The sequence below is a fragment of the Pedobacter sp. PLR genome, assembly GCF_026239675.1.
Lineage (GTDB): Bacteria > Bacteroidota > Bacteroidia > Sphingobacteriales > Sphingobacteriaceae > Pedobacter.
Genome location: NZ_JAPIVQ010000012.1, coordinates 32,349 through 50,530 on the forward strand (window position 1 = coordinate 32,349; position 18,182 = coordinate 50,530).

General features: G+C 40.5%; 12 protein-coding genes. 3 read left to right on the top strand and 9 right to left on the bottom strand.

Features of this window, described 5'->3' with window-relative positions; genetic code table 11:
* Positions 1 to 16 precede the first annotated feature (16 nt).
* A complete protein-coding gene (locus OQX61_RS23280) occupies positions 17 to 1,999 on the bottom strand; it encodes an alpha-L-arabinofuranosidase C-terminal domain-containing protein (protein WP_265844238.1) in 1,983 nt (660 codons plus the stop codon).
* A gap of 292 nt (positions 2,000 to 2,291) precedes the next feature.
* On the opposite strand from OQX61_RS23280, the gene OQX61_RS23285 reads away from it, so the two are divergent.
* Positions 2,292 to 2,672 carry a VOC family protein gene (locus tag OQX61_RS23285; protein ID WP_265844239.1) on the top strand — a complete coding sequence of 127 codons (381 nt, stop codon included), beginning with the start codon at positions 2,292 to 2,294 and terminating at the stop codon, positions 2,670 to 2,672.
* A 95-nt stretch (positions 2,673 to 2,767) separates the two neighbouring features.
* On the opposite strand, the gene OQX61_RS23290 is transcribed toward OQX61_RS23285, so the two are convergent.
* From OQX61_RS23290 to OQX61_RS23305, 4 genes are all read right to left on the bottom strand, one after another.
* Complete coding sequence (locus OQX61_RS23290) at positions 2,768 to 3,601, bottom strand: NAD(P)H-binding protein (protein WP_265844240.1); 834 nt, start codon at positions 3,599 to 3,601, stop codon at positions 2,768 to 2,770.
* 64 nt (positions 3,602 to 3,665) lie between these two features.
* Positions 3,666 to 4,484 (bottom strand): helix-turn-helix domain-containing protein, encoded by an 819-nt coding sequence (locus OQX61_RS23295; RefSeq protein ID WP_265844241.1) that lies wholly within the window; start codon positions 4,482 to 4,484, stop codon positions 3,666 to 3,668.
* Positions 4,485 to 4,856: 372 nt separating this feature from the next.
* The gene (locus OQX61_RS23300; protein ID WP_265844242.1) at positions 4,857 to 6,221 is read right to left on the bottom strand and encodes a hypothetical protein; all 1,365 of its coding nucleotides are present in this window, start codon (positions 6,219 to 6,221) and stop codon (positions 4,857 to 4,859) included.
* Complete coding sequence (locus OQX61_RS23305) at positions 6,205 to 7,737, bottom strand: DUF2931 family protein (RefSeq protein ID WP_265844244.1); 1,533 nt, start codon at positions 7,735 to 7,737, stop codon at positions 6,205 to 6,207. The genes OQX61_RS23300 and OQX61_RS23305 overlap by 17 nt, the downstream gene beginning before the upstream one ends.
* A gap of 80 nt (positions 7,738 to 7,817) precedes the next feature.
* Here OQX61_RS23305 and OQX61_RS23310 point away from each other — a divergent pair, with 80 nt between their 5' ends.
* Positions 7,818 to 9,104, top strand: coding sequence for an erythromycin esterase family protein (locus OQX61_RS23310; protein WP_265844245.1), 1,287 nt, complete (start codon positions 7,818 to 7,820; stop codon positions 9,102 to 9,104).
* 117 nt (positions 9,105 to 9,221) lie between these two features.
* Here OQX61_RS23310 and OQX61_RS23315 read toward each other — a convergent pair whose 3' ends face one another.
* Entirely contained in the window at positions 9,222 to 10,058 is an 837-nt protein-coding gene (locus OQX61_RS23315; protein WP_265844246.1) for a DUF6266 family protein, read from the bottom strand.
* 341 nt (positions 10,059 to 10,399) lie between these two features.
* Here OQX61_RS23315 and OQX61_RS23320 point away from each other — a divergent pair, with 341 nt between their 5' ends.
* Entirely contained in the window at positions 10,400 to 12,211 is a 1,812-nt protein-coding gene (locus OQX61_RS23320; RefSeq protein ID WP_265844247.1) for a serine hydrolase, read from the top strand.
* Positions 12,212 to 12,226: 15 nt separating this feature from the next.
* On the opposite strand, the gene OQX61_RS23325 is transcribed toward OQX61_RS23320, so the two are convergent.
* The 3 genes from OQX61_RS23325 to OQX61_RS23335 form a co-directional block, all read right to left on the bottom strand.
* A complete protein-coding gene (locus OQX61_RS23325; protein WP_265844248.1) occupies positions 12,227 to 13,198 on the bottom strand; it encodes an alpha/beta hydrolase in 972 nt (323 codons plus the stop codon).
* A 205-nt stretch (positions 13,199 to 13,403) separates the two neighbouring features.
* Complete coding sequence (locus tag OQX61_RS23330; protein ID WP_265844249.1) at positions 13,404 to 15,845, bottom strand: glutaminase family protein; 2,442 nt, start codon at positions 15,843 to 15,845, stop codon at positions 13,404 to 13,406.
* Between the two features lie 34 nt (positions 15,846 to 15,879).
* Entirely contained in the window at positions 15,880 to 18,147 is a 2,268-nt protein-coding gene (locus tag OQX61_RS23335; protein WP_265844250.1) for a GH92 family glycosyl hydrolase, read from the bottom strand.
* Positions 18,148 to 18,182 lie beyond the last annotated feature (35 nt).

An 18,182-nucleotide genomic window follows, 5' to 3' on the forward strand; every position in this document is an offset into this window, starting at 1 on the left:
CATTTAGGGTCTACCGCTATTTGTAACTAACTTTAAGCATGATCAAGGAATTTGCCGGCATTTTTACGACTGCATTTTTCCCCTTCAACTTCAGGAGCGATTCTGCGGGAACAATGGCTGAAGGACTTTCCATCGAATTTTGAGCTGTAAGCTCCCCCTTAACTGTTGTCAGCTTCCCTTCAGCAGCCAATTTCTTTATCCCCTCAAAAGCAATCTGTTTTGTTCGTTCCGTTTCATTGGTATTGACCAATTTAACAATAACCTCTTTCTTAATACTATCTAACACTGCGGAAACATACAAACCACCCTGACCTGAAAGTGATTTACCCTCGAATAAGGCACTTGCAACCTGCGTACCTTTATTGGTAGAGAAGAGCTTCTGAACATAGTAATTTGGCGTGCCATATATATTCAGGTTATCCACCCAGATTAAGTCGGGAGCCCATTGCCAGCCTTCAGTATTCGCAAATAAAGGCGCATACGAAGCCATGTTTACTACTGCTGCATTGCGTTCCAGTCCGGTCATAAAGGCTGCCTCAGCAAGTGCAGCCTCCCAAATATTCCGGTTGCTTCCGGTCGCTTTTCCTTTGATATGTGCTGCAAACTCTCCTGCAAAAACCTTTGCTCCCTGACGATCGTAATGGTCATAACGCGCCGCATTTTTAAGGAACCATTCCGGAGAACGGTAATAATGTTCATCTATAATATCGGCCTTCATGCCACGCAGTTCCTTATCCAGATAATGAAATCTTTCACTATCTGGATCTGTACCTGAGCTGTAGATCAGGTTGATCTTCGGATATTTTGCTTTAATGGCCTGCTGAAAGGCTTTCGCCCGTTCAATATATTGAGGGCCCCAGTTCTCATTCCCTACACCTAAGTACTTCATGTTAAATGGCTCTGCATGTCCCATCGCTGCACGAACCTTACCCCATTCTGAAGAAACATCGCCATTGGCAAACTCGATCAGATCTAAAGCATCCTGAATATATGGATCCAGCTGATCCAAAGGAACCACTTCAGCCGTATTAAACTGGCAAGCCATTCCACAGTTCAGGATCGGCAAAGCCTCCGCACCGATATCTTCTGCCAATTGAAAATACTCAAAAAATCCAAGTCCAAAAGTTTGAAAATAATCTGGAGACGGCCGATGGGAAAATTCGACATTCCAGCGGTTCATGATCAATTGACGCTCCGCTATAGGGCCTATTGTTTTTTTCCATTGGTACCGGTTGGCCAGGTCAATTCCTTCGACAATACAGCCGCCGGGAAAACGTACGAAACCAGGTTTCATATCTGCCAGCATCTGGATCATATCTCCACGCATCCCTTTCTTTCGACCCTTCCAGGTATCCGCAGGAAATAAAGAAATCATATCCATATCTAATACACCGCTTCCTTCAAACCAGATGTTGATCCTGGCTTTAGCTGAAGTAGCAACCGCTATAAAACTCAGATCCTGGCTTTTCCATTCCGCCGGGACATCAGTTGGCTTCAGTAAGCCACTTGCAAGTACCTTATTCTCCTCGTCTACCAACTCCACATGCAAGGTGATTCCCGGACTGACCTGTCTATACATCAGAGAAAAATCGTACTTAAGGCCCTTTTTCACTCCCATACCTCCTTTGAACCCTTCGTTGCTGATACCTGCTTCTCCTTTTGCAGCTCCTTTAATGGCTACGCTCAGGAATCTCGGATTTGCAAGGTTCGCCCCCTGCCTGTTCTGTACGAGCAGATCGCCCTCTCCGATCTTATTTCCTTTTACAGACCAGCCCATCAATGGCTTCAGAAATTCAAACGAGCGATTCTTTACCATTTCAGCATAAATCCCGCCATCTGCGCCCATATTGATATCTTCAAAAAACACGCCCCACATCGTAGCTGATACTTTTCCTTCAGATTTAGCCGCATTAACTACAATAAGGTCCTCTTGTTGGGCGCTTGCACTAAAAAATGTCCCGGCCAGGAGCAGGGCGATTAAATTACGTTTGTATTTCATGTTATTTTAGGCCTGTAGTAGTCATCATGATCTCCTGACTAATGTATGAATTATATATTAAGCGTCAAATCAACGATTATTAGCTTTGATCCATATACTTATTTCATAACCAGTCAATATCATCCACTGCCAGGTGTTGACCGTAAACATTAACCTTATCTTTCAGCTTCTTATCCCGCAGAAGATTTGAAAACAGATTTGGTAATGTCCGGAAATAGATGGAAATTACCCGTAAGGTTGTCCATAAAGAGACATTTTATATCCATTCATAAATCATGAAACACGTTTAAATATGAAAAAAGTAACGGGCCTTGGCGGCGTATTTTTTAAATGCGGGAATCCAAAAGATATGAACGAATGGTACGCCAAAAACCTCGGATTGGCTACCAGCGACTACGGAACAACGTTTGAGTGGCAGCAGGCCGATGATCCATCGAAAAAAGGATCCACAACCTGGTGCACCTTTCCCAAGGACAGCAAATATTTCAATCCATCAGACAAACCATTTATGATTAATTACCGCGTGGAAAATATCGTTGCGCTGGTAGAGGAATTAAAGAAGGAAAACGTGACCATTATTGATGAAATTACAGATTCTGAATATGGAAAATTTGTCCATGTACTCGATCCTGAAGGAAACATTCTTGAGCTTTGGGAACCAAAAGAAGCGTAAAACTCCCCGATAAAAACACCCTGAATATCACAAAATGCCTCAATTAAAATTGGGGCATTTTGTGTTAAAAACCATCCTAAATCAGGTTTTAAGGGCTACTCTACCAACCAAACATCAGCAGCCTGAGTTTCTTTTACAAATTGGCTAAAATCTTTAGGTTTTCTGCCAAGGGCCTCCTCTACACCAGTTGTTATAGACTCATTACGTCCGTCCAGAACTTCAGTAAACAGGTAAGAAATTAAATCAATAAATTCTTCGGGGACCTCGTATGCCCGCATTTGACCTGTATACTCAGCTAATGGGATATCACTATACTCAATTGAGCGATTTGTAGCCTGAGCAATTTCATTAATTGCCTCCTTAAAACTCATGAGACGCGGACCTGTAACCTCATAGACCTTATCATTATGAAGCTCATCTGTAAGTGAGGCGACTACCACATCAGCAATATCATCAGCATCCACAAATGGCTCCTTTACCTCAGCTACCGGTAGCGCAACATATCCAGCTAATATGGGTTCCAGTAAATAACTCTCGCTAAAATTTTGATTGAACCAGCTTGCCCTGACGATTGTCCATTTTAAGCCACTTTCAATGACGATCTTTTCGCAGCGCTGAGCTTCAGGTTCGCCGCGACCAGACAGTAGGACTAATTTTTGAACGCCAGCTTTTATCGCCATTTTCACAAAGGCATCGATACTCTCGTCTGCACCTTTAACGGCCAGGTCCGGCTGAAAAGTGATATAAACACTCGAAATCCCTTTAAGCACCTCCTCCCAGTTAGATTGATCTTCCCAATCAAACTTTGGCTCAGCCGTACGGGAACCTTTTCTAACCGCTATATTTAAGGCTTCCAGTTTTTTTGTCACCCGGCTACCTGTCTTACCATTGGCTCCTAAAACCAATATTGTTTTTAAACTATTTTCCATTGCTTATTTTTTTAACAAAACTATTGCCTTAGAAAAACAGAAAATAGAACAAACCCGACAAAGTTTAAAGGATCAGTTCAGAAAGGTTCTCTGCCAATTCAGTAGAACGTTTTTGGTATTGATGAGGAGATAAGCCCGTAAACTCCTTGAAAGACCGGATAAAGTGCGATTGATCAGCATAATTATTGTCATAAGCAAGGTCGGCAAGCTTATCGAACTGATTAGTATTGAGCTGTTTTAGTGAGGATTGAAAACGGCATATTCTGGAAAATAATTTAGGAGCAATACCCACGTACTGCTTAAATTTTCTTTCGAAACTTCTTTCTGTAACGTAAAGTTCTTCCTGCAGTACTTTTAGAGAAGTAGTGCCATTCGAATGTATGATCTTATCCATGGCAAACTGCATCTCCCCATCGTTGCCTGGTCCTTTACCGTATATTTTGGTTACCATAAAATGACTCAAAATTTCTATTTTCTCTGCTGTGGAACAAACATCATGAAGTCTTTCCGAAAGCAGCGACTGATTTCGCGCAGAAAGTTCATCGAGTTCAAGACAGGAATCTGTTAGTAATTCCGCATTCAACCCAAATAATGAATTTAAGGCGTTAGGATGTAGACATACCCCAAGCGTGTCAAAATTACCAGTCAGGGAAATATCCGAAGGCCTGGTGGATTGTCCGAACAAAAACACCGGCGGTAATACCTTTTGATCACGAACAAGTTTCCCTTTACTATTTTCCTGAAAAATAATTCCCGGACAGCCATCTGCAATGGTTCTAAGCGTCTTTTGATCCGTTGGGAGCCCCACATTTGTTTCCAGTTTATAAAAATACCTGACATAGGGTTTTAGTATTTCGGAAGGTAAGAATGTCTGAAAATTCATAGGCCTTGAATATTACTTAGGTATAGTTGGTTAAACTAAGTTACCCAAAACCCATTAGAAAAAATATTCTTATGCTAATCTATACGATGTGGATAAATAGGACGCCATAAACCTAAAGTTCTTAATATCTTTACCCCATGAAGATCGGGATATATATCATGTTTACTTTTTTAGTTTTTGGAACATGCTATTTTATAGGAATTTTCCTGGAGTATCCGCAGATAGCGGCTGGAATTGGACTTATGATGATCTCCTTATTCTTCTGGAACCTGATTCGACGCTCCAAAAAAGCATCTCAAAGAAAACATAGAGAGCGCATGTTCCTACAGCACATGAGAATGACCCATAAAAATCAGTGGCACTAAAAGTTTATCACTGGATGATGCGATCAATTTTCTTCTGGAATTTTTCTACATAACTATTCCAGGCTTCCTCATTCTCTTCATTATTGTATAGGTCTTTGGCATAAAGATAAACCACCTCCTGAAAATGAAAGCCCCAAATTTCATTTATGGCCGTTATACCTGAATCCAATGCCTTAAAGAGTACCGTGTTTTTAGATACATTGGCAATTTCACAATATTTGTCTAGCCATAAACCGCGTCCTAATTTCACATAAGCTATCAAAAGTTCTTCTGTAATAAATTCATCAGGCACATTACTCATCTGTGATTCATTGTAATGAATGATCTCTTTGATTAGATTTTCGTCCAGATAAACGACAGGAATAAATGCGATGTGTGTTTTATGCTTTGCTGCAAGACAGCAGATGTCTTTTGTGAGCAGCGATTGAGGAATATATCTAAGGTTAATCCCACTTTTTTTAATTGCCTGCTCACAGTGTTCCGCAGTTATATACGTTTCAGGAAAATAAGAAAAGCAAAGAGGGCCATGTTTAGCGTATGCCTTTTCAAAAAACTGTTTCGTTTTAAGTTCAGCAGGAATCCGTTTTAAGTTACTCCAGTCTCTATTCACTTTTTGCAACCAGTACAGCTCATCTTTATCCAGTAAGTGTCTTGCTGTAGACAATACGTATTCCCCTTCGCTTAAATCGAATATTAAATCTTCAAAAGTTAGTGTCGGATTATCTAAAAGCTTTGTTAGGTTATTAGCGCACAGCCAATCTCCGTCTTCCCCTTCGTAACAATCATTGCCGGAAGGAATTTGACCCGTATTATCATTGTAATAAAAAAGACTTGCATTAAAATTACTAAGCGTTGTATAATGATCATAGATAATCAATATTGGAGAGCTGACCAGTCCATCACACCTAAAATATCCATGATTGTAATGGCTGATAAACACTTCTTCTGCAGTAACATCATTTTTAACATAGATCACAGATCCCCCTGCAACTAAACTCTGACAGGTTATCTGACCGGATACATATAAAAATGCCCCATAATCCCCCTCCTCATTAAGGATAGAACCCTTTAAGTTCAGATTACCAAAAATGATTAAGCCTTCGACACGTTCATCAGATTTCTGTGCCTCCAGGCCCGGAAATTTGTTCAGCCACCTTTTATCGTTAGTTGTCCAGCCCAGGTCAATATCAAGCCTAAGATGATCTGTGAAATTCACATCGCCATTACTGACGATAAAAACGGCATCATCATCAAATTCTTCTCCATGATAGGCAGAAATACGCTCCAGGGAAGTATTGAAATCTTCAAGCACTAAAAGCGCTTTAAATGTTGTAAAATAAAAATTGTTCATCAGATTAGAAATTCTCTCCATATGCTATAATCTTAGTTTCTAAAAGCAAGAGCTGACTATTACCATTCTTTAGCGTGGCAGTTGCGGTTTTGGTTTTTTGATCGATGTTAAATTCTATTTCGGCAGCAGTATTTTTTTTGGCATTAAAAAAGACATCAAACTTTTTAAAGGTTTTCTCTTCATTAAACTCAAAATCCACCGCACACCTGTGGCCATTTTTATCGTACCATTTGATGTATACATTTTCCGGAACCCCGCGTTTTTCATAAACATTCTTTTGCAGGCTCTCCTCAAAAAACACAAAACGTTCAGCGTTATAAAAGCTAAAATCGGCAGCGAAGATCTTTATTTCCGGCGAGACTACAAACGTAGGGCGCCAGTTGTAACTTGTTCGCAGCTTATCCCAGTAACCATAAGGAATGGGCTTGTTTTTTGTAAGTTTCTGTATTTTAGAAGGCACGATCATGGTGTCAGTTAAGACTTTTTTTCGCCATGCTGAATTAAACAAATCTCCATATGCTAACTGCTCAGTGTTGGACACTTGTTTGGCAATAATTACCTTTTCGCCCTGGTAGCTTCCAATTTCTATTTGGCGACGGCCAGAGCTACCCGCCCAAACCACCATTACTCCACCAGGGGCAAAGCCCATGATAATGCTGTCAAAGTGCTCTTCAAAATTCCCCCTGGATCTTACATCAAGATAAGACTTGCTGAAGAGTGTTCGCAACTTATCATGATCTATAGGGCTATTCAACCGGTAAAAAGCATCTTCCACAAAAGAATACCAGGTAATATCCAGTGCATTAGGCATTAATGAGGTTTGCTTCCTGGTCTCAGCCCCGTCAGCGCCCCATTTTGCACCATAATTTACGGTGTTGCCTTCGCTAAAAGTAAAATCATTCTTTTCGCCTTTAGGAAAGGTAAAAGTTCCCTTGTACAATTGTACCGGATAAGCCGTTGGGTTACTCATCGCGCCATGCCATTCGTATCTACCTTCCTTGATATCATATGCAATGACTTCTGCCTTTTCCTTTGCTTTTTTATACTCCCGCGTATTCTGAGCAAAAGTGTAAATCATCGGTATTAAAATAAAATATCCAATAAAAACAGGCAACAATGTTTTGTATGATTTAATGGCCCATACGATGATTATACTACTAAAAAACGTCAAAAACAGGCTCAAGGTTAGAAATAGCGGGAACAATTCTAGAATGACATTACCTAAATCTTTATACAGCTTGTGTTCATATTCATCGCCGAGTGTTCCTAAAAACAGTATAACAGGGAAGAGTATGCAAAAAGCCAGGTAAAACACAAAACCATAAGCCAGCTCGAACAAAATATTTGGCTTATCAAGCAGATTTAGCTTCCTGCGAATACTGTTAAAATGAAAATAGAAAATAGTCATAAGGATAACGTACGGCGTACAACAGAACACTGCATACATCAGATTCAAATCATCATTTTGCGTACATAGCAATCCGATTAAGCCCAATATGGCGACTAGAATAGCAGAGATGATAGATTTGACAGTCATTTTAATTTACTAATTGTTAAAATAAGTTAATATGCAGATTATTGTAAACCAAAACCCTATGTTGTGATCAAATTTAGAAAATGACTTATCGAATTAAATGGCTTATCATCACCTTTTTTGCGTTAAATTATAATACGAGCAAGATCTTTGCGCAAGATAATAGTATTTTAGTAAATGCCATCAATGATCAGCTCATTCCCTTAAAGACGGTTTCTGATGATCTGGATTTCATGGATTTTAATCCGCTAAATTCTATCTTAAAGGAGAAGCAAATCATTGCCCTCGGCGAAGCCACTCATGGCAGCCACGAATTCTTTCTGTACAAACATCGAATGTTAGAATATCTGGTAAAAAAAACAGGTATTAAAACGATTGTATTAGAAGCTGACTTCACAGGAACCCAGGTCATGAATGATTTCGTTCTAAATGGAAAAGGGACTGCAGCGCAATGTCTTTTAGGGATGGGTTTCAGTGGCACTACCCAAGAGTTTATTGACCTCGTTAACTGGTTAAAATCTTACAATGATACACAGCTAGCTGAAAACAAAGTGAGTATTTATGGTTGTGATATGCAATATCCTGTATTTGCTGTTAAAAAAATAAAGGATTATTTAGTGCAAAAGAACCTGCTTACTCCAGACCTGAATATAGGATTTGATGCGATGAATAAGTATTACTCTGGTTTAACCGGAAAGGAAAAGACAGCCCTTCGCAAGATGAGTACTAATTTATCGGCCATTAAATTTGAGGATCAGGATACAGCTAACAACGCATTGTACAAGCGCGACTTAAGACTATTGCAACAATTCGTTGAGCTTACTGATGCACAATCAAAGCTGTTCCCGGCAAAACAATCCGATGTCCGCGATAAGTATATGGCTGAAAATTGTGAGTGGATCTACAATTATACCAGACAAAACAAGATGATGCTTTGGGAGCACAATGAGCACATTTCCAGATCAAAAAATGGCTCTGGTTATATACGTATGGGTAATTACCTGGCAGAGACGTTAAAGGATAAATATTATGTGATAGGTTTTGATTTTTACAACGGTAAAATGAGGTCCTTCGACATGAAGTCAAAGAAAAATGTGGCTGCTGAGTTACCCCATGCAAAAGATGGCTCAAGCGGGGCAATATTTTCGCAGTGTAAAGTACCTAATTTCATTCTTGATTTTAAAACGGCATCTGCTAATCCAATCGTCACCGATTTTTTAAAAAATAAGATATACTCCTCCGCCTATGGTGCTGCTTTTAATAAAGGACAAGCTCCATCTTATATACAACATAAACTGATTGAGTCTTATGATGCGGTCATTTTTATCAGAGAGACTAATCCGGCTATGGACATGAAATCCGCAAATTAGAATCTTGTTGATATAGTTACTCTATTTCAAATTCATGAAAATTTTGGCAAAGCGCTTCCATTAGCTTACTGAAATACAAGCTTAATCAGGTTTTCTAACTAAGAATCTCCTCCTGTTTTAAGCCGGTTTCCCCGGCAGGTGTTTCAGTTTATCTTTTAATACCTGGTATTCCTTTTCCAGGTACCGGAATGCTTTGGTTGCGAGGACTCCCTCCGCGTAGTCCATCTTTTTCTTTTCGTAATCCGCAGCAACCTGATCAAAACGGGCTTTAATAACACCGTACTTCGCTTTTTCTGCGATTTCAAGCGGGCTATCCGGAGCACCATTCAGATTCCCTGCATAAGCACTGTCAGAGATTAATTTCTCATTAGAAGATTTAAAGCAGACATAAACTTCCATTTGCGCTTCCATCATCCATTCTTTGTCAAGCGGGAGAAAACAGCTTCCATCTGCCCTTTTCGCGGCATTCAGATAGGTACTTGCACATTTTTTTGTTGGGTGACTGACCAGTACCATCAGGATATCATCAATAGCGCCATTTTCTTCGATACCGGAATCCCAGCTTAAATTGAGCCCATCTGTACTTTTGCTGACTTTCAGATCCGCTGCCATTTCCAGTGTTCCTTTACTAAGGATCACTTTCGCATAATCGACCTTGATGTTGGGATACTCGCCCGTTAAAGCCTGTTTCTTGTTATAGGAAGTCGCCAGATTGTGCGGATTTTTAAGCGTTCCTTCCGATTCCTGCTTAAAACTGACATTGATAAAATCCTTCATCGGTTTCAGCAGTTCCATCGTTACCGACATCTCCCCGCGATTGGCCTTTTGTTTCAGGCTGGGTTTACCAGGTTTACCGACACTGCGGCATATCAATTGTCCTCTGGACATATAAAACACCACATCCCCTATTTTCCCCGTAGGGTGCCCAAAAGGGCCCACTTTGCATACTGCCATAATATAATTGGTTAATTCGTCTGAATTGACTAGAACCAAGATAGGGACAAACAACAGCATATCCTATGAACCCCCTATAATGATACTAAACTATTTAGTAAACCGTTCATCAACTAAACCAACCTCAGCACAGGGTTTTCAGGCAATTTCAGCCAGGAGAGCCCTAGCAACCCCGAGATAAGATTCTTGTAAAACACATCATTATAAAACCTCATCTCCGCTTTTATCTTTCCACTGCGCGGCTCAGGCCATTCCAAAAACAGATGTAACAACCGTCATGTTAACCGGTCTTATACTCATTAAAATATACGCCCATACCTTAATTTTTTTAACGCCCCACTATGAAATACATCTTTACCTTATGCTTATTAGCGGCTACTAATTTTCTAAGCCTGGCTCAGGAGACCAACAAACCAACTGATGCCCGTCTGGCGGGAATAGACACCTTACTAAATAAAATTTTAAAAGATCAAAATGTTGCAGGTTTTTCTGTGGCTGTAATAGATGGAGATCAGGTGATTTATAGTAAGGGTTTTGGCTACAGAGATGTAAAAAATAAGAAACCCGTGACTGCCAATACCCTTTTTGCAATCGGCTCAAGTACCAAAGCATTTACAGCTGCTTTATTAGGAACCTTACAAAAGGAAGGAAAGCTTTCTCTTGATGGCAATGCGGTATCTTATCTTCCACAATTGCGTTTTATTAATGACCAGATGAATAACCAGATTACCGTACGTGACCTGATGACGCATCGTACAGGCCTATCCCGTTATGATATGTCATGGTACATATTTAATACCAGTAATCGCGACAGCATGATTAACAGAGTGCGGTATATGGAGCCAAATGCAGGTCTTCGGGAGAAATGGCAATACAACAACTTTATGTATTTAGCACAGGGCATGATTGCAGAAAAACTAACTGGTAAAACCTGGGAACAGAACATCAAAGAGCGCTTCTTTTTACCCCTGGAAATGAAACGTTCAACGACTTCTCTAGCAGAATTCAAAAACGATACGGACGCTTCCTTGCCTTATAGAAAGGACGGAAAAGGGATAAAAGAAATGGATTACTATAATATTGATGGCATGGGACCAGCCGGAAGCATCAACAGTAGCGCCAATGACATGGCCAATTGGCTGAAATTATGGATATCAGGAGGCAGCTATAACGATAAAGATATTTTATCGCCCGAATATATTGTGGACGCTTCAAGTTCCCAAATGGTGATGAACAGCGGATTGCCTGATACAGAAAAGGATATCCATACAAACAATTATGGCTTAGGCTGGATGATCAGTTCTTACAGAGGACATTACAAAGTTCAGCATGGCGGAAATATAGATGGTTTTAGTGCCAGCGTTTCCTTTTACCCAACTGATGGGCTCGGAGTTGTGATCTTAACCAATCAAAATAGCTCTCAGGTTCCAAAAATTGTCCAGAATAGCATTGCCGATAGGTTATTCCAATTAAAAACTATTGACTGGAATGATAAAGCCCTTAAAGCGACTGAAAAGGAGGCTCAAACAGAAGAAATGGTAAAAAAACAGGCAAATTTAAAGCATGTCGCAAACACAAAACCTTCACATCCATTGAAAGATTACGCCCTGGCATTTACCAATCCTGGATATGGACTTATAGATATCTCCCTTAAAAATGATTCTCTATTTGCAAAAATGGGGAATTATAACATTTGGTTAAAGCATTATCATTATGATGTTTTCGATGTGCAGGATGTCAATAAAGATGGAAAGCCGGACACCTCCGCCAGCAGCTTAAAAGTGAATTTCTCTACCGGTATAGATGGTAAAATAGCAAGCTTGTCCGGTACATTTGAGCCAGGTATGAAGTCTACTGTCTTTACAGTAAGTCCTAAGCTGGTTAACCTGGATCTAAAAACACTGGATCAATACGTTGGAGCGTATATGATGGGAAAGGCGAAGGCCAAAGTATCTGTGAGGGAAAATATCTTGTATGTATATGTACCAGAACAACCAGAATATGAAACGGTTGCCATGGGCGACCATACCTTTAAAATAAAAGCATTGGATGGATATAGCCTGAAGTTTGACATTAAAGGCAATAAGAAGGCTGAATCTTTGTTGTTTATTCAGCCTAATGGCTCTTTTAAAGCAATACGGGAAGGTAAATAACCTTTTCTTTTGATGTTATTGAAAAGCTGCCGGCAGGATTTCTTCAATGATAACCTGCTGCAGCTTTTCTGGTTCACTGTTAAAAACAGTATGCCCTGATTTTTCAAACCAGAACAATGCCTTCTTTGGCGCTTTTAAAACCTTATAATAATCTTCCACAAGATAATGGGATTGCTGTTTGTCTCCATTTCCCTCTATAAAATACACCGGGCAGTTTAATGCCGGCAGGGTTTTAAAGAGATTATTCGTTACAGCGAGCTTCCACATTGGAAACCAAACAGCCAACCAAACCTGATACTTTGCCTTGAAACCTTCCTCTTTTGCAAAATCAACGCCGTTATGAATAAATAGCCATTTCTGAGAATAAAATAAATCATCTTCAGTTTCAAATGGGATTTTCACCAATGCCAATTCTTTTACAGCAGTATCATTTTTAGTTTCTCTCGCCCATTTGTTTAACAATTCCATGGTTAGCTGCTCACTTTTTCGTTGGTCTACGATGGCACTGATTGGAATGAAAGCATAAAGTAATTCCGGATGTTTATCCGCAAAATTAAACCCTAACATCGATCCAAAAGAATGCGAAACCAGGAACAGCTTTTTGCGGTTGTACTTTTTCAACAGGTATTTGATCAACTCATCAGTATCTTTTTGTAATAAACCCAGCGATAGCTTTTCAGGAGAGTGATTCAATTTTAAGGTTTCTCCGGCCTCCCTCTGGTCCCACTGAACGACCACAAACTTCGCCTTTAGCTTATCCGTAAATGTATCTGCAACCGGGATCAATGAAGTCCCTGGTCCCCCATGAAGAAATAACAATAACGGCTTTGTATCGTCAACGCCCTGGAGCTTAATAAACTGTTTGATCCCGCCTATCTGTACAACTTCTGTCGTGTCTATCTTAACAGCGCTTTCTTTGTTTGCCGGATTAGCTCTTCCAATTGCAATTGAAGAAACGAATACAATAATCGTTATTAGTTGTCTCATGTTTAAACACTTATATTGCTGATGGCTGTCCCAATAAATGAATTGAATTCCCATTGAGATAGAATAACATTTGTAAACTACACACAAAACGGCACATTCTGCGCATGATTAATTAAAAATGAAAACAAAAAACAATCATTATTCATTAGCTAGCAGTATTTAAACTACTGCTAACTAATGAATATATTCAAATCTAGTTACTTACTTATTTAACATTCCAATGATCGGCAAGCATTTTAATAAAATAGCCCCCTACTACGCTACGCGCCTGGAAACCGACCATTCTTCCGGTGGTGGTTTCATGCCAGTCACTTATCGGAACTCGACTTTCCGTTTCCAGGGCATATTTATAAACAGGTTTCACAAATTGCTGGAATTCCTGATCATTATCGGATAAGGTTGCAGTCCACATGATCCAATCTGATTTGGTATAAGTTTTTCTGCTGTCCAAAGGAAGTCCATAAACTTCCTGTTTCTTTAAATAAAAAGCCACTTCTTTTTCATAAACTTCTTTAGGGAAGAGTTTTAGTCCCAATAACTTATCCCATACCAGGTTATATTTCTGGCTCCAGGTATTTTTGTCATTGAAAACCAAGGCATAATGATCACCACTATTGGCTTTCTCCATCCATTTGGCAGCCATATCCAAAGCGGCAGCTCTGTATTTTTCGGCAACTTCTTTTTCACCTAATTGTGCTGCCAATTGCGCATAAGATCCAATGGCTACAATTGCTTTCAATGATAGGTTGGTATTATGAGCCAGGTGACCAGCAAAATCATCGGTACACAATTGGTTGGCAGGATCAAAACCTTCTTTGACAAGATAATCTGTCCAAATGGTTAGTACTTTCCAGTGTTTGCGGGCATATGCTGCATTTCCCTCAGATTTTGCTACTGCTGCAGTCAGAATCAACATATTTCCCGCTTCTTCTACCGGCATATCTTCACCATAAGTTTGCCCGTTGGCCAAAGGATAAGTCCCGAGGTCATGTGCCGGGAATGGCTTTTTCCATTTCCCGCTTTCACTATAGTAAAAGATCCCGTTCATCATTCCTTTTAACAATTCCGGATTATAGACCAGGTATTGAGGGGCCGAAGGGTAAGTGATGTCTACCGTATTGATGGAACCATTACTAAAGTTTTCTTTTGATAAGAACAGGGTTTCTCCATTGGGTGCTTTCACAATCCGGTGTGCAGAAACACTTTGGCGATAAGCCATTTTACACAGCTCCGCATATTCTTTTCCACCTGATTTAGTCGCTTTTACGGCTAATGACTGATCAAAAGCAATAGATTTTTTAAGAATATCCGGGTATTCACGTTCCGAAATCGCCAATAGATCTGTGAATTTAACTACTCCATCCTTTTTCCAAAGTGGTGGCAGGTTTTGATGAAAATACTGGATAGGATTGGTATCATCATAGCCAATCATCAAATGCTTTTCAATTTCCGTTCCTGATACCATTCCAAAATCTAATTCCGTATTCAAATCAACTGAGGTCTGATTGATCATACTGGATGTTCCGGCTAATGGTGTTCCTGTTCTAAATGCTTTCCTGCCCTCATTGACTTTAGTCAGGTATTGTTTTGCTTTATAAGCTACCGGTGCGGCTACATAAACATAACCCCAATCTATCCTGACATCATCACCTGCCTTCTTCAACATCGGTTGTTCTACTGTTCCGGATTTCAATGCCGACAAACCATTTTCATTCAGCTTCCAGGCCGAAACAGGCTGCCCTTTTGTATTCACTGCAAGATCTGAAGAAGCAGTAAACAGCAATTTCACCTCGTGTTTTTTACCATCCACAGCTTTAACAGCGTAATTAATATAGCTAACAGGCCTTTCGGTAAGCTCAATATTGTCCAATAAAAGCGGCGATAAAAAGGTAACAGCCAACTCTGCCGCTCCACAACGGAAACGGTAAACAGTTCTTGTTGCTTCAAAGTCAACCCCCAGTTGAGTTGCGGTCAATATATCCTTATCTGCAGCAGGCTCAACTACTAAATCGGCATCAATATGTCTGCCACCAGCCGTATTTTTCACCTGAATCGCTAACACATTACTGCCCTTTTTCAAATATTCACTTTTTACAGGAATGTAAATGTACTCATGTACCCAGCCTTCTTTTTCATAGATATTTTTGCCATTCAGGTAGACCACCACATTGTCGTCATGGTTCAGTTTCAGGAATAGTTTCTGATTTGGAAGCTCCCCAATGTTAAAGGTTTTCCTCAGGTAAATTTCCTCTGATTTCCAGGTTGTTTTTGCATAAGCCGGATCATCACCAAAAGGTGCGGCTGATTCTTTCCAGTCTTGATCTTTAAACGCGTTTTCCTTCCAGTTTTTCAAAGGATTAGCAAGGTTGTATCTGAACAGATGCCCTGCTTCTTTTAGGATACTACGGTAAGGCCGCTCCTCTTGTCCAAGGAACCGGTAAGATTTACCATCCACTTTCAGGATTCCGGTCAGTGCCTGTGTTTTTCCAGTCCAGTGCCTTGTAGGGGATGCATAAAGTTCATCACTAAAAGACCATAAACTAAAATAGGTATTTGATGCAATTAAAGGATAAGCCGGTGCTTTCCTCTGGGCACGGGTGTTCCAGGCGATCAAAAGGCATAATGCCAGTAAACAGGTTCGTTTCATTTCTTTTTGGTTCTTTGTAGGTTAGGTTGATTAATTATTTACTCAGGGAGAAAGGCTGATCTTCCGGTTTTATTCCCCGGGTCATCACTGGTTTATCGCTCATCTCCAATTTTAACACCCCACCTTGTGTCAGATCGCTGTGCTTAATGAAGTTGGCCGTATAATCTTTACCATTCAGTTCTGCGGTTTTGATGTATACATTTTCTTTACTGTTATTTGAAGCATCAATAATGAACTGCTTACCATTCTCTAAATTCAAGGTAATCTTTTTAAACATGGGACTACCCAGGATATATTCATCTGTTCCCGGCGTAACGCTGTAAAAGCCCATTGCACTCAACACATACCAGGAGGAAGTCTGTCCCTGATCTTCATCCCCGGGATAACCGTTTTCTGTTGAATTGTACAGTTTGGTCATGATATTCCTGACATGATACTGAGATTTCCAGGGTTGCCCTGCATAGTTGTACAGGTAAGGCATATGCTGGATCGGCTGATTTCCATGGGCATATTGTCCCATATTAGCCATAACCATTTCCGTCATTTCATGGATCATACCACCATAGCTGCCTACGTTTACGCGATTTGGCTCGGTAAATACAGAGTCCAGCTTCGCGGTAAAATTATCCTTTCCTCCCATCAGCTCAATCAAACCCTGCATGTCTTGAAAAACTGACCATTGCCAATGCCATGCATTACCTTCTGTATAAGGACCTCCCCATTCTACCGGATCGAAATTTGGTTTCCAGGCTCCATTTTCATCTCTTCCCCGCATGAATTTAGTGGAGGGATCATATACATTTTTATAGTTGTACATCTGTCTGGCGAAGATGTCTTCATAAAACTTGTTGCCGGTTGCTTTGGCCAGGTTATACCCACAAAAATCATCATAAGCATATTCCATTGTTTTTGCCGTTGCCTCTCTTGCTTTGGTATACGGAACATAGCCCAGCTGAAAATACTCTTTCCAGCCATCCCGTCCATTTGCAGGGCCCCATGGCCCTTTATTGGTTGCCTCATGCAGGTAAGCTTTTAAGGCAAGTTGAGGATCAAACGTTCGAATCCCCTTTACCCAGGCATCGGTTAACAAGGAAATGGCATGATTACCGATCATACTTCCGGCTTCACTTGGAAAAGACCAGGAAGGCAACCAGCCACATTGCTCATAAGCATCCAGGAGCGCCTGCATATACCTGCCATGCATTTCAGGATGCATCAGGGTATTTAGTGGGAACTGCGCCCGGAAAGTATCCCAAAATCCGGTATCTGTAAACATATACCCGGGATGTACCTTTGCATCGTATGGACTAAAGTAATAAGGCTGTCCATCTTTATCCAGCTCATAATACTTCCTGCTGAAAAGATTTGCCCTGAACATACAGGAATAGAAAGTCCTGATGTCTTCTTCTGAACCACCCTCCACCTGGATTTTACCTAGCGTAGCATTCCAAACCTTCGCTGCATTTTCTTTCGTTTGCTCCAGCTTTTTATCTTTCCCAAGCTCTCTGCTGAGGTTAAGCTCTGCTTGTGCTGCGCTGATATAAGAAGAGGCCACTTTAACCTGAACCGTACTGCCGGCAGCAAATTCCAGATAGGCACCTTTCCCCTCACCTTCTGCTTCCAGTTGATTGGGCTGTATGGTGTTTTTACGATTCTCCCAGGTTCCGAAAGCTTTAAAAGGCTGATCAAAACAGACCGTAAAGAAATTCCTGAAAGTAGGCTTAAAGCCCTCTCCATTATTTACATACCCGGTGATTCTGCGTTCTTTCGGATAGATCTTTACGCCACTCAGGTGCGTATACCCATCCAGTACCAGAAAACTTTTTTGTCCTTTAGGATAGCTAAACCTGATATGGGCACCACGCTCAGATGGTGAGATTTCTGTGCTGATCTTATTGTCGAACTGCACTTTATAGTAATTGGGTTTCCCAATTTCATTGGCATGACTGAATTTCGCTTCGCGTTCATTTTCGGCTACCTTGAGTTCGCCGATCACCGGCATAAAAGAGAAAACCGCATAATCCCTACTCCAGGAACTACATTGGTGAGCCTGTTGGAAGCCTCTGATGTGCTCTTTTTCGTATTGATACTTCCAGCCATCTCCATTTCTACCGGTTTGCGGCGTCCAGGTGTGCATGGCAAAAGGCAATGCTGTGGTTGGATAGGTATTCCCCCTGGTCAACTCATGTTTGGAATTTGTACCCTGCAAAGTATTTACGTATTGAACCAGGTTCTTTTCCTGGGCATAGGTACTGAAGCAGCAGCATAAAAGGAAAGCGATACTAACTTTAAATTTTATCATTCTTTTAAATCTTTATCTTAATAATTCGGGAAAAC

What these genes read in the sequence shown, in the direction of transcription:
- OQX61_RS23295 (WP_265844241.1), bottom strand. Translation starts at nt 4,484, where the DNA reads ATGAATTTTCAGACATTCTTACCTTCCGAAATACTAAAACCCTATGTC.
- OQX61_RS23310 (WP_265844245.1), top strand. Translation starts at nt 7,818, where the DNA reads ATGACTTATCGAATTAAATGGCTTATCATCACCTTTTTTGCGTTAAAT.
- OQX61_RS23290 (WP_265844240.1), bottom strand. Translation starts at nt 3,601, where the DNA reads ATGGAAAATAGTTTAAAAACAATATTGGTTTTAGGAGCCAATGGTAAG.
- OQX61_RS23280 (WP_265844238.1), bottom strand. Translation starts at nt 1,999, where the DNA reads ATGAAATACAAACGTAATTTAATCGCCCTGCTCCTGGCCGGGACATTT.
- OQX61_RS23315 (WP_265844246.1), bottom strand. Translation starts at nt 10,058, where the DNA reads ATGGCAGTATGCAAAGTGGGCCCTTTTGGGCACCCTACGGGGAAAATA.
- OQX61_RS23325 (WP_265844248.1), bottom strand. Translation starts at nt 13,198, where the DNA reads ATGAGACAACTAATAACGATTATTGTATTCGTTTCTTCAATTGCAATT.
- OQX61_RS23320 (WP_265844247.1), top strand. Translation starts at nt 10,400, where the DNA reads ATGAAATACATCTTTACCTTATGCTTATTAGCGGCTACTAATTTTCTA.
- OQX61_RS23330 (WP_265844249.1), bottom strand. Translation starts at nt 15,845, where the DNA reads ATGAAACGAACCTGTTTACTGGCATTATGCCTTTTGATCGCCTGGAAC.
- OQX61_RS23335 (WP_265844250.1), bottom strand. Translation starts at nt 18,147, where the DNA reads ATGATAAAATTTAAAGTTAGTATCGCTTTCCTTTTATGCTGCTGCTTC.
- OQX61_RS23285 (WP_265844239.1), top strand. Translation starts at nt 2,292, where the DNA reads ATGAAAAAAGTAACGGGCCTTGGCGGCGTATTTTTTAAATGCGGGAAT.
- OQX61_RS23305 (WP_265844244.1), bottom strand. Translation starts at nt 7,737, where the DNA reads ATGACTGTCAAATCTATCATCTCTGCTATTCTAGTCGCCATATTGGGC.
- OQX61_RS23300 (WP_265844242.1), bottom strand. Translation starts at nt 6,221, where the DNA reads ATGGAGAGAATTTCTAATCTGATGAACAATTTTTATTTTACAACATTT.